Below are 15,652 nucleotides of genomic sequence, written 5' to 3'. Positions count from 1 at the left end.
GATAGCGACCATTCGCATCAATAATGACAATTATTCCTATTTGAAGAGACTATCGCCTCTTGCCTTGGGCACGATTCACCCGCACATTCGACGCAGAACTTCAGTCGGATACCGTAATGCGACGTCACCTGACCCAGGAACTGCACAATTTCATCGAGCGCGGCCGCGACCGCCAACTGCGTCTCGCCGTCACCGGCCTTTCCCGAGCCGGCAAGACGGCTTTTCTGACCTCGCTGGTGCATCAGTTGCGTCATGCAGGCCTGGAAGCACGTCTCGATTTGTTGCGTGCCGCCCGCGAGGGTCGCCTGCTTGGTGCCCAGCGCGTCGCTCAGCCCGACCTCGGCGTGCCGCGTTTCCCCTATGACGCTGCCATGGCCTCCCTCGACGGCACACCACCTCACTGGCCAGCTCCCACCCGGGGCATCAGTGAGCTGCGCCTGACCATCAAGCATCGCACGCGGCGAGCCCGGGGCCTGCTGGGCGATACGGCAACGCTCACCCTCGACTTGATCGACTATCCCGGTGAATGGTTGCTCGACCTGCCCCTGCTCGAGCACGACTTCCTCAGTTGGAGCGAGGCGCAGAAGACCGCCATGGGCAGAGAGCGCCAACGCCTCGCCGCGACCTGGTTGAGTGCCGCCGAGGCCCTGGCCCCGGACGACGAAGCCGACGAAGACCAACTCGCCGAAATCGCCAGCCATTACGCCGAGGCATTGCGCGCCTCGCGCGAGGCCGGCTTCGCCGACCTGCAGCCGGGGCGCTTTCTACTCCCGGGCGACCTGGAAGATGCGCCGGTACTGCAATTTTTTCCACTTCCCGGCGTGAACGAAGCCAACCGCGCCGAGCTCGATGCTCTGCCCGAGACGAGCGTCTACAAGACCCTCGCACGGCGGTTCGATCATTACCGCCGTCACGTAGTGAAACCGTTCTACCGTGACCATTTCCGGCGCTTTGACCGCCAGATCGTGCTGGTCGATGTGCTGGGCGCGCTCAATGCCGGTCCGGAACGCTTCGAGGATCTTTCCCGAGCGTTGAGCACCCTGATGCGGAGTTTCGACTACGGCAAGCGCAGCCTGATGAGCCGACTGTTCTCGCCGCGCATCGACCGTCTTGCCATCGCCGCGACCAAGGCCGACCACGTCACGCCCGAACAGCATCCCAACGTCGTCGCGCTGCTCGAATCCCTGCTTGCCGAGCCACTCAAGGATCTGCGCTATGCCGATGTGCCGGTGAAGGCACTGTCCTTGGCGTCGGTGCGTGCCACCGAGCCACGCGAAGTGGATAATGATGGCCAACGTCGCGCCGCCCTACGTGGCATCACTCTGGAAGGCGAAGACGTACTGCTGTTCCCCGGCGACGTGCCACCTCGCTTGCCTGAGCACGACTTCTGGGAACGACAGGGATTCGACTTCACGGCGTTTCGGCCCCCGCATCGCGACACACCCGAATTGCCGCATGTACGCATGGATGCAGCGCTCGACTGGCTGATTGGAGATAAATTGAAATGAGCGAGCCGCGCCCCGGACAACGTTTTCGCGTCGACCCTGAGTCCCCGCCCCACTTTACGGCCGCCCCCGAGCCGGGGGAACACTTTCACCCGGACAGCGTTTCTCATCCGCTGACCACACAGGACACCGCACCGGACGTGCCACTCGAGGCCAGCCTGGGCAAACCCCGCAAGCGACGCTGGGGGCTCGTGACCCTACTCGGCGGCGCCCTGGCACTAGGCGGCTTGGAAGTGGCACGCCAGCTATATACCGCCACCCTCGGCGGCGATTGGCTGGCAGGCGCCTGGAGCGCGCTGGGCCTCTTGGGGCTGGGCTTGGGTGCCGCGGCGCTATTACGCGAGCTATGGCGTCTGCGGCGTCTGCAAAGGCACACCCAATTGCGTGACCAACTCGATGCCCCGGAAGAGACCACGCCCCAGGACATGCAGGCGCTCGCCGAACGCTTGCGACGCCAGATGCAACTCGGCGACGACGATCCTCACTGGCGCGCTTTTCAAGCCGCACATCAGCCGCATCACGACGCACAGGAAACACGCACCCTGCTGGCGCATCACCTCCTGGCCCCGCGCGATCGCCAGGCACGCCGGTTGATCGCGCGCATGTCCAGTGAAACCGCCGTCATGGTCGCCGTTAGCCCGGTGACATTTTTCGACATGGCCTTGATGGCGTGGCGCAACATCGCCCTGATCGACCGTCTCGCCGCGCTCTACGGCCTGGAACTGGGTTACGCCAGCCGCCTGCGTCTGTTTCGTGCAGTGCTCTACAACATGGCTTTCGCCGGCGCCAGCGAGATCGCTACGGATGCCGGGATGGATCTGCTCTCGATGAACGTGGCTGGCAAGCTTTCCACTCGCGCCGGCCAAGGGCTCGGCACGGGCCTTCTCACCGCGCGGCTCGGCTTGCGCACCCTGCGCATGACACGCCCGATTCCCTTCGACGAGGGCGAAGCTCCGCGCCTCGCCGACCTGCGCCGCGAACTCTGGCAACGCCTGCGCCGGCTGGAGACGCAGAGCGATAATCAACAATCCACGTCATCTTGATCCAGATCACGATTCGGTACGTACTTGGCAACTAGGCTAGATTGAGTGCACACGCGATCGCCTCTAAGCGCTTCGCGAATGCCACCTTTCATGCCAGCACATACGGAGGTTGCCATGTTCTCGACCATCGTGGTTCCCGTCGACGGATCGGAAACGGCCAGCACGGCACTCGATATCGCCTGCAAGCTGGCCAGCACCGACGGTGCGCGCCTACATATCCTGCATATTCCCGAATCGCTGGCCCACGATACTCTCCTCGTCTGGGGCGTGGGCGCGGTGTCAATGGAGGCCAGCACCGAGCAACTCGAGCGCGCCGGCCGGCAACTGCTCGATGCCGCTACTCAGGCCGCCGGCGCACGCGGCATCACCGATGTCGAAGGCTCGCTGCACCAGGGCGATCCGGCACGGGTGATCACCGAACAGGCCAAGACGTTAGACGCCGACGCCATCGTCATGGGCAGCCGTGGCTTGAGCGACATCGCCGGACTCGTCGTCGGCAGCGTCTCGCACAAGGTCGCGCATACCGCCCCCTGCCACGTGATCAGCGTGCATTAACCCGCCTGCTATCCGCCAACCACTGCGAATCAATGCCGGCCACCCCTATTTGTCGGTGGCTGGCTTGGGTGTTCGCTCAAGTGCATGTCCTCTCTGCTCCAGCCAGCCTTTCACATACAAGCGATGGATAAGCACCATACCCAGCACGACCAGTGGTTCGGCGACCAACACGCCTATCAAACCAGCGACCAACCCCAGCCATACTTGCATCACCAACAAAAGCCCAGGTGGAATACTGACCGCCTCGCGCTGGATGAGCGGCGTGATCAGATAACTTTCCAGCGCCTGGACGCCGACATAAAGCACGCCAACATGCAACATCGCCGTGGAATCGATCGAGAACGCCACCAGCAAGGCAGGAATCGCCGAGAAAAGCGGCCCCAAATAAGGAATGAGCGAGAACAATGCCGCCAGCAGGCCGAGTGACAACGCCATGGGAATGCCCAACATCCAAAGGCCAGTGCCGACCAGTAACCCCACGACGGACATAGATGTGAGCCGCCCTAATAGCCACCAAGCAAGCTTACGCTTGATGACATCCAGTAGATCGGCGGCGCCCTCGCGCCGAGAAGGGGTAATGAGCCGCAATACGCCTGCTTTATAAATCGCCGGATCGAACGCAATGAACAGCCCGATGAACACCACCACCACAACGTTGAGCAATGCGCCCAACGTGGTCGAGAAAACGGTGGAAGCCCGTGCGGACCAGTTCCCCAATCCCCCCTCAGACGCCGAATTCTCGCTTATCCGCTCGATAAGCTGCGATCCCAGCGGCCACTGACTTATCGTTTGTTTCAAATCGGCCAGCGAGCTGGGCAGTGTCTCGGCGAGCTGCTCGAATTGCTGGCTGATACTGAAGGCGAAGTTCACGCTGAAGGCGGCAAACAAGCCAGAAACGACGAACAATACGACCAGTAATGCCCAACGCTGAGAAAGAAAGCTGTGACGGCACAACCAGCCTGCCGGCAGCGAAAAAGCCAATGCCAGCAACAGTCCGACGAAGACCATCAGCAGGATTCTGAAACCGAACCAGAGCGCGGCTAATATCGCCATGGTGGCAGCGACGATGCCGGCAGCGATCCAGACTTTACGCGCATATTCGCTCATGTAGTGGTGCGTCGGTTCTCCCACGATGACACTCCTTGTCATGGGAACATGAATGAAACTCGGCTTACCTGGCGGTGACCTTCAGCTCGAAGAACTCCCGCAACCGCTGTGCAACACCGAACGGGTGATGATGACCGATCCATTTGGCGTCAGGAACGCGCCGCACCAATTCGGGGTGGGCATTTTCCACGATGAAGCCGTGGCCGGCCAACGCCAGCATCTCGGCGTCATTGAGGTTATCGCCGAACGCCAGGCAGCGCGTCGCGGGTAGCTCGAGATGCGCCAACAGACGCTCCAGCGTGGCCCCCTTATTGACGCCTTCCGCCATGATCTCCAGTGAATGGGCCATCGAATAGGTCACGTGCACCCGCGTGCCTAGCGCCTCATTGATGCTCCGTTCCAACGACGCCAGCGCGACGGGATCGCCGATACACAACACCTTGCCCACCCCGTTGCCATCGTGGGCTTCCAGATCGGCGACCCGGTAATGGAAACCGGTGTGTGCGTGCAAGGCTTTCAACTCAGGGGCCGACGCATCGATCAACCACTCGTCGCCGGTATACAGGTTGAGCCGGATGTCGGCATCGCGCGGCAGCTCTATCAACGCCCGCACCAACTCGGCCGGCACCCACTGCTCGGCGATCAGGTGATCGTCAGGTGCGTAGAGATGTGCGCCGTTGGTACTCAAGATATAGGCCGGCACGCCCAACCGCTGGCGGAACGCGGTGATATCGTGAAAGTGACGCCCCGACGCCAGCGCCAGATGATGGCCCTCGGCGGCCAGGGCCTGAAAGGTCTCGATGGTCAACTCATCGAGATCGTGCTCGGCGTTGAGCAGAGTGTTGTCCAGATCCGTGACTATTAGATGAGGCTGCATGCGGTTTCCCGGTTGGTTCTCGACACCCCAAGGTTACCGCATATCGGCGTGCGTCGCGTCGCCTGGAAAAGATGGTGCATACTCAGCGAAATCAACGCGGCCTGTACTAACAGGGCCCGTTGTGCCAACTATTGCCTTCTAAATCTGCGCTGTCCGCTCACCGTAAGCGGGCAGCTCTTCCAAGGAGAATCCATGTCTACCTTCGACCCCCGGCTCGATATGGACGATGCCATGCGGCATGCCCTCGCCCTTTATCACCAGCGTATCGAAGAGGAAAAGCAAGGAAAGGGTGGCCCGCATCGCCATATGGCCGTGGGCCCGGCAACTGGACGCCTCATCAACTTGCTGGCCAGTAGTCTCGACGCACCGCATATCCTCGAACTGGGCACCTCCCTGGGCTACTCGACACTCTGGCTCGCCGATGCCGCCCGCGCCACGGGCGGACGTGTGACCACGATCGAGCTGGAAGCGGAAAAATCCACGATTGCCAAGGAAATGGCCGCAGGCGCGGGGCTCACCGAGTGGGCCGATTACCAAGTGGGGGACGCCCTGGCATTGCTCGACGACCTCGACGGGCCTTTCGACTTCGTGCTCGTCGATCACTGGAAAGATCTTTACCTGCCGAGTTTCGAGGCCTTTCGCGACAAGCTCGCCCCCGGCGCCATCCTGGTGGCCGACAACATGATCCGTGGCGGCGGTGGTGATAGCAGCGGCCAAGCAGAATACGCTGCCGCCGTCCGCGCCATGCCGGGCATGACCAGCGTGCTATTGCCGGTAGGATCGGGGCTGGAAGTCAGCCGCTACGAGCCTGCCCAGTGATGGACACCGGCCGACTTCCTGGCATCAGAAACGTCCAGTCAATCGCTTCAGGCGGGATCAATCCGCGTTCACCGGCGGCGTGCCATGGGTATGGAATGTCTCGATGGTCTTCATCCCCCAGGCTTGGCCTTTCTTACGCTCGGCTTCAGTCCAGACGATAGGCTGCCAATCCGGCGCAAGGATCAGGCGAGCGCCGGCATTGGCCAGTTCCACACGGTTGCCCGCAGGCTCCCACACATAGAGAAAGAAGGTGCCTTGAACCGCATGCTTGTGGGGGCCGGTCTCGATATGCACCCCGTTTTGCAGGAAGATATCGGCAGCGCGCAGGATATCCTCGCGCTGGTCGGTGGCGTAGGTGACATGGTGCAAGCGCCCCTGACCTCGACCATGCTCTTCGGTGCAGGCAAGGTCGTAGCTCTTGTCGTTGATCGTGAACCAGCATCCGCCGAGGCGACCATTGTCGAGCTGGATCAGCTCCGTCACGCGGCTGCCTAGGCATGTTTCCATGAAGCGCCGAAATGCACTCACGTCTTCAGCGAGCAGGTTGACATGATCGATCCTTCGAGGCGCGGCGCCGGTGAAAGCCGAGGCGGTATTCTTCAGGGCGGGGCGTTCAGCATCTCCCTGCGGCGCATACCACACCGTGTCGTAGTAGATCTCGAATACGTGCCCGAACGGATCCTCGAAACGAAACGCCTTGCCATGGCTCTGATCGCCGTCGATCCAGCCGTGGGTCGTATAGCCTGAAGCCTCGATCGCCTTGACTCGTCGCTCCAGGGCCTCCGGAGATGCGGCGCGATAGGCAATGTGCCCAACTCCGGTAGCCCCAGCCCGGGTCAGTTTCAGGGAAGCATACTCGTAGTCGTCCCAGGCACGCAGGTAGGCGCTGGTCGCGTCCTGCCCGGATAGTTTCAGCCCATAAACGCGGGTGAAGAAATCCAGACTCTCCTCAAAACGATCTGTCAGCATCTCGACGTGGGCAAGATGCGCGATATCGTTGCAATGCTCCATTAGTGTTCCTCAACGTTTGACTAGCAGCGAACTGACGACGCAAGCGATCCTCCAGGTGCTCTCAAGTGGCGCTGGCACCAGGTGCATGTACTTGAAAGCGTGTCATTTCCGCTCGTCGTCCGAATAATGCATTTCACTGCAAGTCTTATACGTTTTATTTATCTGGAGCTGCGGATGAACATCGCAGCGGGAAAGACACGGGCTCGTCAACCGAGCCTGTCTCCGGTTAGATTCGTCTCTAGTGACATTCGCCTCTGATGGCATCAATTAATTCGCCATCGACAATACGGAGCTCAGCCATGTCTCGTGCTATCGAAGTCCCCACCGCCGACGGCACCATCGACGCGCACGTCTTCACGCCCGAGAACGCCGATGGCCCCCTTCCGGCCGTAGTGCTGTTCACCGATATCGGTGGCCTGCGTCCCTGCTACCACGAGAAAGCCCAGCAAATCGCCAATAACGGCTATGCCGTATTGATGCCCAACGTCTACTACCGCGATGCGAGCGGTCACATCGTGCCGGAGGGAAAGTCCTTCCGCGACCCGGACGTGCGGCCAACGCTGCTCGAATATGCCGGCCACCTCACGCCCGAGGCACAATCCCGCGACTTCGTCGCCCTGCTAGCCTGCATCGACAACGAGCCCGAGTTCGCGGACGGCAAGATCGGCGTGGTCGGTTATTGCATGACAGGTGCCTTCGCGCTGCGCATGGCGGCCGAACACGCTGACCGCGTGGCAGCTGCGGCCGGTTTTCATTCGGCGCGACTGGCCGAGGCAGACGACCCGAACAGCACCGTGAACGTCGTCGGCACCATCGAAGGGCGCGTCTATTTCGGCCACGCCGACCAAGACGAACTGCTGCCCCCGGAACAGATCGCCCGTCTGGACGAAGCCCTCGCCGCCGCTGGCGTGCACTTCACCACCGAGCTCTACAAGGGCGCGGCCCATGGTTTCACGGCCAAGGACGCCCCCTCCTACGATGCAGCCGCCGACGCCCTGCACCACAAGCGACTGTCCCAGCTCCTGGAAGAAACTCTGTAACGGGGTCCCCATTGGCCGGCCAGCAGCGGATATTTAAGTGAGCCGAAGGTCATCAGTAGAAGGCGACAAAATCAGTGTGAAACGGCGATTTGGGCATCCCACAAGGCACAAAAAAGCCGGGCATTTCGGCCCGGCCCAAGATATTTAACATCCACGCGGGGTGAGTTCAGCGATCCCCAAGGCTCGCCGCCACGCCGGGGGCGCGTTCGCCGAGCAACACGTGGACCAGACCGCCGTCGAGGCGTTGGATGCCTTGCGCGCCCAGTGTCTTGAGCGTTGCTTCGTCGAGACTTGCGACATCGCCGAGGCGTAGCCTTAGGCGGGTCATGGCCACGGTAGTGGCTTCCTGAACGTTGCCGCTCCCGCCCAGAGCTGTCAGCCAGTGATCGCGCTGTTCGGCACTCAGTCGCACCACGCTAGCCGCATCCGCCCCATTGCCCTCGCTGGCCGCTGGCGCCTCACTCGGCGCGGCGCCTTGGGCATTCATCGCGGCGCGAATCTCGTCGGCGACGCCGTCGGCTATCGGCCCGAGGATCACTTGCAAGCCGCCGCCGCGAAGGTGCAGCACACCGCGCGCGCCGAGCTGCTTGAGTGCCGGTTCGTCGATGGCCTTGTCGTCGACGAGCACCAGCCGCAGACGCGTGGTGCAGGCGCCCACGCTAGTCATATTGGCCGCCCCGCCCAGAGCGTGCACGAACGCTGGACCGCGTTCGCCGAGATCGGCTGGCGCGGCGCTGGTACCTGCAGTTTCCGGTTCACGTCCCGGCGTGGGCAGGTCGAAGCGTACAATCGCCCAGCGGAACACCCCGTAATACAGCGCGAAGTAACAAAGCCCGACCGGGATCATCAGCCAGCCGTTGGTCGATAGCCCGTAGGAAAGTGCATAGTCGAAGGCCCCGGCCGAGAAGGTGAAGCCCAATTTGACGTCTAGCAGGTTCATGAGCACCAGCGAGAGCCCGGTGAACAGCGCATGCAACACGTACAAAAACGGCGCCAGGAACATGAAGGTGAACTCGATCGGCTCGGTGACGCCGGTCAGGAAGGCGGTCAGCGCCAGCGACAGCAACAAGCCGCCAACCTGGGCACGCCGCCCTTTGGGCGCGGCGTGATACATCGCCAGCGCTGCTGCCGGAAGGCCGAACATCATCACCGGGAAAAAGCCCGCCATGAAACTGCCCGCGCTGGGGTCGCCAGCGAAGAAGCGGTTAAGATCGCCGGTCGCGCCATCGAAGCTGCCGAACACGAACCACACGAAGCTGTTGAGTACGTGGTGCAGCCCAGTGACGATCAGCAAGCGATTGAGCACACCGTAGACGAAGAGCCCCAGGTCGCCGGCATCGATCAGCCACTGGCCGAGGGTATCGATGCCGGTCTGCACCGTCGGCCAGATCACCCCGAAGATCATCCCCAAGATGACCGCGGCAAGCCCGGTAACGATCGGGATGAAGCGCCGCCCACCGAAGAACGCTAGATAGTCGGGTAGATTGATGTCCTTGAAGCGGTTATAGAGCAGGCCCGCCACGGTGCCGATGATGATGCCCGACAGCACGCCCATGTTGATGTCTTCGTTGAGCGTATGCAGTACCGCATCAAGCACCAGGTAACCGACGACACCCGCCAATCCCGCAGCGCCGTTGCTATCATTGGCGAAACCCACCGCTAGGCCAATGGCGAAGATCAACGCCAGATTGGCGAAGATCGCATCCCCGGCATTGGCGATGAAAGCGATGTCGAGCAGGTCCGGCTGTCCCAGACGCAGCAGTAGGCCGGCGACCGGCAGCACCGCGATGGGCAACATCAGCGAGCGCCCCAGCTTTTGTAGGCCACCCATGATATCGAGTCGCATGATCGATTCCTCCAGTTTTGTTGTTGTCACGAATGGTGTGGCGGTGTCAGGCAACGACCGGTGCTTCCAGCCAGGACTTGAGCCGCTCGCGCACCGTGGCGCCGTCGTCCAGATCCAACCAGGCCGACAGCTGCTCGGCGAGTGCGCCAGCGTCTAGCTCACGCAATGAAGCCTTGACCGCCGGCACGCGGCTTGGCTCCACCGAGAGTTCGTCGACACCCAGAGCCACCAGCACGGCCAATGCCAACGGATCGCTGGCAGCGGCGCCGCACACGCCTACGGGGCAACGTCCGGCAGCGCCTTCGACGGTTGTCTTGATCAGCCGCAATACCGCCGGATGCAGCACATCGAGTTGTGCTGCGAGGCCGGGGTCTTCGCGGTCCATGGCCAGCGTGTACTGCGTCAGATCGTTGGTGCCGACCGATAGGAAATCGGCTTCGGCGGCGAGGCTGGCAGCACACAGTGCGGCCGAAGGCACCTCGATCATCACTCCGAGCTGCGGCAGTCGACTCACGCCCAGTTCCCCGGCCAGCGTTTCCAGCCGTTGGCGCAACGCCCGTAACTCTCCGACGCCACTGACCATCGGCAGCATGATGCGCAGTGCATCGAGGGGCTGGAGCGCGAGTAAAGCGCGTAATTGACTCTCCAGCAGTTCGGCGTGGCTAGCCCACAAGCGAATGCCGCGCACGCCCAGGGCTGGATTGGCAACGCTGGGCAGCGGTAGGTAGCTAAGTTGCTTGTCGGCGCCAATATCCAGCGTACGTACGACCACCGGCTTGCCGCCCAATGCATCGAGCGCGGCCTGATATTCACCGCGCTGCTCGTCGACGCTCGGCGCGCTTTCACGATCGAGGAACAGGAATTCGCTGCGCAGCAGGCCGATACCGTCGGCTCCGTCCTGCGCGGCAAGAGTCGCCTCGGCACCGCCGGCGACGTTGGCGCAGACCTCGATAGTGCGTCCATCACGGGTCGTCGCAGGCTGCTTTGCCGATTCGCGGTCTGCATCTCGGGCCCGCTCGCTTTCAGCGATGCGTTTACGCATGGTCTCGAGACTGGCGCTATCCGGCTGTGGTTCGAGCAGGCCGCGTTCGGCATCGAGAATCGCCATGTCGCCTTCGGCCGATTCCAGCACCGTGCCCATCGCCACCAAGCACGGCAGCCCCCGGGCACGGGCGAGAATCGCCACGTGCGACGTGGTACCCCCCGCCACCAGACAGATGCCCGCCAGACGCTGAGCGGCCAATGCCGTCAGTTCCGAGGGCGTCAGATCGTCGGCGATGACGATGGCGCCAGCCGGCACCTGCGGCATGCTCGACGCCGTACCCAAGCACGCCATTACCTGGCGCTGCAGGTCACGCAGGTCGGCAACCCGCGCCGCCAGCAGTTTATTGCCGGTCGCCTGCAGACGCGCCGCTTCGTCATCGAGGGCCTCCTTCCAGGCCTGCCCGGCGCTGCGCCCGCTGTCGATGTAACCTTCGGCGGCCTCGCGTAGCGCCGGATCGTCGAGCCAGGCCAAGTGCGCCTCGAGGATCTCAGCCTCGCTACTTCGCGCGCCGCGCTTGGCCTGCGCCAACGCTGTTTTGAGCGAATGACCGACTTTTTCCAACGCCTCGCCCAGCGCCGCGCGCTCATGTGCCGGATCGTCGCCCGCTTGCGGCACCGTGGGCAATGCCGCCACATAATGATGCAGCGGCCCGACCACGAGCCCCTGGCTGGCGACGAGCCCAGCCAACTGCCCTGCCCCGGCCTCGGCGGTAGGCACTTCGGCGGCACTGGCCACGGGCTCATCGGCCTCGGCTTCGCTCAGCAACCGTTCGGCAGCATCCAGCGCCGTTGTGGCACATTCGCCTCGCGCGATCAGTGTCACACGGTCACCTTCCACCAGCCCCATGTTCATCAACCGGCTCAGGCTACGCGCATCGACGTGCGTCTCGTCGTGGACGAGTTCGAGATCGACATCCTGTTCGTGGGCGATGGCGCGTAGCCGAGCCGCAGGCCGCGCGTGCAGTCCGGCCGCCAGGGCCAGGATAACGTCGCGGGTCACTTCCTGCGTTTGCCGGGGCGATGCCTCGTCCGACTCCGGCGCGACGTTCGGGGAGGCGGCAGGCGCCTCGAGACGCATGATCACCTCGCCCTGGCGCACCGTTTCGCCGCTTTTCTGTGTGTCGAGAGACGTCAGACGCCAACCGGACGGTTCGGCGATAATCAATGGCGTGATCAGGCTCATCGCCTGCTGGGCGACCTGGTCGGCATCGAAACGTAGCAACGGCTCTCCGGCCTCGACCCACTGTCCGGCTTCGACCAGTAGTTCGATGCCCGCACCGTCGAGATTGACGGTATCCAGCCCCAGATGTACCAGCAGCTCGACGCCGCCCGTACTGCGAAGCGTCACCGCGTGGGCGGTACGCGCGCAGTGTACGATCTCGCCGTCGCAAGGCGCATGCAGCGTGTTGCCTAGCGGATCGATGGCCAAGCCCTCGCCGAGTGTACCGCCTGCAAAGACCGGATCGGGCACCGCGTCGAGGGCGACGAGGACACCGTCCACCGGTGCCTTTATATCGAGTGATGAAGCCATGTTGCCTCCGGCGTTGTTGTTGTAAGGAACGTCGTTATAGAAAAGTGGTTATGCATCGTTTGCCTGAGACCGATGGACGACGCTCAGCGGGTACGGGTCACCTTCTTGAGATGGCGCGGTTGGTCCGGGTCGCGACCTCGCGCCACCGCCAGTTGGGCGGTCATGATGTAGAAACTTTGGATGACCGACAGCGGCTGAAGCGCCGCATGGCCGGCATCGGTGACTGTCAGCTCACGCTGGGCAACACCCTCGTCGGCGGCCAGCAGCACACGTGCACCAACGCTTTTAAGCCACTCAGCGAGCTCGAGCAGGCCGGCCTGCTCGGATCCCGGCGGGGCGAATACCAGCACCGGATAGCCGGGGCCGATCAACGCCATAGGGCCGTGCTTGACCTCGGCGCCGCTGAACGGCTCAGCCTGGAGGGCGCAGGTCTCCTTGAACTTGAGCGCCGCTTCCTGAGCGACGGCCAATCCAGCGCCGCGCCCTACCACCATCAGCTTGTCGGCATCGCGCAGTGCCTCTATGGCCGGCGACCAGTCCTGCTTGGCCGCCGCACGCAGCCGTGCGGGTAGCGCCTCGAGTGCGACGAGCAATTCGCGGTCCCGGTTCCAGTGGCCAAGCAACTGAGCGCAGGCCGATAGCGTGGCCAAGTAGCTCTTGGTCGCGGCGACACTGCGCTCCTCGCCGGCATGCAGCGCAATCTCGCGATCGCTGACCTCGCCCAACGGCGACTGGGGCGTATTGACTAACGCCAGCGTCTGGGCACCGCCGGCAGCCAGCGATTTTTGGGTCTCGATCAGGTCGGGGCTCTGGCCGGACTGCGAGATCGCCAGCGCCAACTGGCCGTCAAGCTTCCACGGCGCCCGCGCCAGGGTGGTGAGCGACGGCGGCAGCGAGGCCACCGGGATCCCTCGGCTCTGCATGCATGAATAGGCGAAGTAATTGGCGGCATGGTCGGAGCTACCGCGCGCCACGGTGACCACACCATGCGGGTCGCATTGCCGCAGCCACTCGCCGAGTTCGGCCAGCGGTTCGGCGTTGTGGGTCAATTGAGCGGCGACGCGTTCGGGAGCATCACGCGCTTCATTGAGCATCATCGAACTCATGCTTCGTCTCCTGGGCGGGTCGTTGAAGCGTCTTGGGGATGATCGCCAGCCACGCACTGGCCCTCGACGTAGACACAGTCGACGGCCAGATCGCGATCGAGCACCACCAGGTCGGCGTAACAGCCATCAGCCAGTCGGCCGCGCTCAGGCAGGCCGAGAAAATCGGCGGGATGGCGCGAAACGCGTTCACTGGCCTCGGCCAGCGACAGGCCGATCTCGACCAGATTGCGCAGCGCCTGATCCATGGTCAGGGTACTCCCGGCGAGCGTGCCGTCGGCGAGGCGCACCCCGCCCAGGCATTTGGTCACCGCCTGCTCGCCGAGCCGGTACTCGCCATCGGGCATGCCGGCGGCAGCGGTCGAGTCGGTGACCGCATAGAGGCGTGGAATACTTCTCAGCGCGACGCGAATCGCTCCGGGATGGACGTGCAACAAGTCGGGGATTAGCTCGGCGAAATCGGCGTGCGCCAAGGCGGCACCCGCCATACCGGGATGGCGATGATGCAGGCCGGTCATGGCGTTGTAGAGATGGGTGAAACCGCAGGCGCCATGTTCCATCGCCGCCACGCCCTGTTCGTAGGTGCCCAGGGTATGACCAAGTTGCACGCGCACGCCGCGCTCACTCAGGTGGCGAATCAGCGCATAGTGACCAGAGAGTTCCGGCGCCAGAGTCACTAGCCGAATCGGCGCCAACTCACAAAGCGCATCGATCTCGGCGATTTCACCAGGCCGGGCGTAAGGCGGCTGGGCACCGAGCTTGCCGGGATTGATATAGGGCCCTTCAAGATGCACGCCAAGAATGCGTGCGCCCTTTCCGGATGGCTGTTCCATCAAAGCACCGATTTCACCAAGTACTTGGCGTACCTCAGCGTCGGTGGCGGTCATGGTCGTCGCCAGTAGACTGGTGGTGCCGAAGCGCGCATGCGTACGCGCCAGCGTGGTCACCGCCTCGCCGCCTTCCATGGTGTCGGCGCCACCGCCGCCATGCACGTGCAGGTCGATGAAGCCGGGCATTATATAGGGCGCATCGTTCGTCGCGGGATCGGCCAGTGCACCATCGATGCGCGCGATACGTCCGTCGTGCCAGTGGATCTCGCCCAAGCGCCAGCCCTCGGGGGTGAGGATGTTGCCGTAATGCATTGGCTTGCCTTTTTAACGCGCCCAAAACTACGCGATGCTTTATCGCGCCCGATGAAGTTCTGCTTTCTAGCGAGCCCGATGAAGCTCGACCATGAAGTCGTAGTAGTCGGTACGACAGTAAGTGATGGTTAATTCCGCCGGGGTGCCGTCGGCGAGGTAGCCAAGGCGGGTGACCTTGAGCAACGCCTCCCCTTTGGGCACTTCGGCCAACGCGGCCAGTTCGGCGTCGGCATTGACGGCAGTCAGATGTTGCAGAGCGCGTTCCACCGTCTTGCCTCGCGCTTCCAGCGTCGCGTAGAGCGACTGCTCGACACCTTCCGGCTCGGGCAGTATCGATTCGGGCAGGCAACTTTCCTCGACGGCCATCACCACATCGTCGGCCAGGCGCAGACGCTTGAGACGCGCCACCTGAGTGCCGCCACGCAGCCCGAGACGCAAGGCTTCTTCGGTACTCGGCATGCCCAACTGGCGAGACAGCCAGCGCGAACGGGGCGTGAAGCCACGTTGAGTCAGTAGCTCCGAAAAGCTCGTCAGTCGCGTCAGTGGCTGATTGAAGCGTGGCGCGATGAACGTGCCTGAACCGTGCGTACGTCTAATCAGCCCCTGCTCGGCGAGTCGTTCCAGCGCCTTGCGCGCGGTGATGCGCGAAACCTCCAGCGTTTCGGCCAAAGCGCGCTCGGAGGGTAAGGCCTCACCGGCCTGCCAGGCCCCCGCCTCGATGGCATCGCCCAGTTGCCGCGCTAACTGATGATAGAGCGGCGTCGCCAGGTCGGGGTCGAGGGTCATCTGAGCAAAACGGGGATCCATGAAGACGGCCTCTCAAGTCGGGTTCTAAATAACCAACATAGATCCTCTTTAATACCAGTCAAATACCAATTGGTCTTATAGTGGTACCTATCAAGTTACAAACCCGATAAAAACCTCTGCTGAGGAACGTGACGAGAGGAGTGAAAAGAAATGAGAGCAAGGCTGGCATATAAAAGCGTCTTGCGGGCTTGATTACCGACGCCGCGAACCGCATGCAATAGT

General features: G+C 62.8%; 13 protein-coding genes. 5 read left to right on the top strand and 8 right to left on the bottom strand.

Annotated features, from left to right (window positions below):
- Nucleotides 1–116: 116 nt before the first annotated feature.
- From SR908_RS13860 to SR908_RS13850, 3 genes are all read left to right on the top strand, one after another.
- Nucleotides 117–1,508, top strand: a complete 1,392-nt coding sequence (locus SR908_RS13860; RefSeq protein ID WP_246920831.1) for a YcjX family GTP-binding protein — start codon at nt 117–119, stop codon at nt 1,506–1,508.
- Nucleotides 1,505–2,548 (top strand): YcjF family protein, encoded by a 1,044-nt coding sequence (locus tag SR908_RS13855; protein WP_246920829.1) that lies wholly within the window; start codon nt 1,505–1,507, stop codon nt 2,546–2,548. The genes SR908_RS13860 and SR908_RS13855 overlap by 4 nt, the downstream gene beginning before the upstream one ends.
- 114 nt (nt 2,549–2,662) lie before the next feature.
- Nucleotides 2,663–3,103, top strand: coding sequence for a universal stress protein (locus SR908_RS13850; protein ID WP_246920827.1), 441 nt, complete (start codon nt 2,663–2,665; stop codon nt 3,101–3,103).
- A 45-nt stretch (nt 3,104–3,148) separates the two neighbouring features.
- Here SR908_RS13850 and SR908_RS13845 read toward each other — a convergent pair whose 3' ends face one another.
- Both SR908_RS13845 and SR908_RS13840 read right to left on the bottom strand, forming a co-directional pair.
- On the bottom strand, nt 3,149–4,234 hold the full coding sequence (locus tag SR908_RS13845) for an AI-2E family transporter (RefSeq protein ID WP_246920825.1): 1,086 nt from the start codon (nt 4,232–4,234) through the stop codon (nt 3,149–3,151).
- Between the two features lie 40 nt (nt 4,235–4,274).
- Nucleotides 4,275–5,087, bottom strand: coding sequence for a Cof-type HAD-IIB family hydrolase (locus SR908_RS13840; RefSeq protein WP_246920822.1), 813 nt, complete (start codon nt 5,085–5,087; stop codon nt 4,275–4,277).
- Nucleotides 5,088–5,279: 192 nt separating this feature from the next.
- Here SR908_RS13840 and SR908_RS13835 point away from each other — a divergent pair, with 192 nt between their 5' ends.
- Nucleotides 5,280–5,906 (top strand): O-methyltransferase, encoded by a 627-nt coding sequence (locus SR908_RS13835; protein WP_246920820.1) that lies wholly within the window; start codon nt 5,280–5,282, stop codon nt 5,904–5,906.
- A gap of 57 nt (nt 5,907–5,963) precedes the next feature.
- Here the strand turns inward: SR908_RS13835 and SR908_RS13830 are convergent, their stop codons facing one another.
- The gene (locus SR908_RS13830) at nt 5,964–6,917 is read right to left on the bottom strand and encodes a VOC family protein (protein WP_246920818.1); all 954 of its coding nucleotides are present in this window, start codon (nt 6,915–6,917) and stop codon (nt 5,964–5,966) included.
- A 299-nt stretch (nt 6,918–7,216) separates the two neighbouring features.
- On the opposite strand from SR908_RS13830, the gene SR908_RS13825 reads away from it, so the two are divergent.
- Nucleotides 7,217–7,957: a dienelactone hydrolase family protein gene (locus tag SR908_RS13825; protein WP_246920815.1), complete on the top strand. Its 741-nt coding sequence runs from the start codon at nt 7,217–7,219 to the stop codon at nt 7,955–7,957.
- A gap of 166 nt (nt 7,958–8,123) precedes the next feature.
- Here SR908_RS13825 and nagE read toward each other — a convergent pair whose 3' ends face one another.
- From nagE to SR908_RS13800, 5 genes are all read right to left on the bottom strand, one after another.
- Nucleotides 8,124–9,803, bottom strand: a complete 1,680-nt coding sequence (gene nagE, locus SR908_RS13820; RefSeq protein WP_246920811.1) for an N-acetylglucosamine-specific PTS transporter subunit IIBC — start codon at nt 9,801–9,803, stop codon at nt 8,124–8,126.
- 46 nt (nt 9,804–9,849) lie between these two features.
- Nucleotides 9,850–12,378 carry a phosphoenolpyruvate--protein phosphotransferase gene (ptsP, locus tag SR908_RS13815; RefSeq protein WP_246920808.1) on the bottom strand — a complete coding sequence of 843 codons (2,529 nt, stop codon included), beginning with the start codon at nt 12,376–12,378 and terminating at the stop codon, nt 9,850–9,852.
- An 83-nt stretch (nt 12,379–12,461) separates the two neighbouring features.
- Nucleotides 12,462–13,484 (bottom strand): SIS domain-containing protein, encoded by a 1,023-nt coding sequence (locus tag SR908_RS13810; protein WP_246920806.1) that lies wholly within the window; start codon nt 13,482–13,484, stop codon nt 12,462–12,464.
- Complete coding sequence (nagA, locus tag SR908_RS13805) at nt 13,481–14,623, bottom strand: N-acetylglucosamine-6-phosphate deacetylase (RefSeq protein WP_246920803.1); 1,143 nt, start codon at nt 14,621–14,623, stop codon at nt 13,481–13,483. Before nagA ends, SR908_RS13810 begins: the two co-directional genes overlap by 4 nt.
- A 66-nt stretch (nt 14,624–14,689) precedes the next feature.
- On the bottom strand, nt 14,690–15,430 hold the full coding sequence (locus tag SR908_RS13800; protein WP_246920801.1) for a GntR family transcriptional regulator: 741 nt from the start codon (nt 15,428–15,430) through the stop codon (nt 14,690–14,692).
- Between the last annotated feature and the right edge of the window lie 222 nt (nt 15,431–15,652).

The sequence above is a fragment of the Chromohalobacter canadensis genome (genome assembly GCF_034479555.1).
Taxonomy (GTDB): domain Bacteria; phylum Pseudomonadota; class Gammaproteobacteria; order Pseudomonadales; family Halomonadaceae; genus Chromohalobacter; species Chromohalobacter canadensis.
The sequence above is the reverse complement of the archived record's forward strand: the minus strand, read 5'-3'. Positions and strand labels throughout refer to the sequence as shown.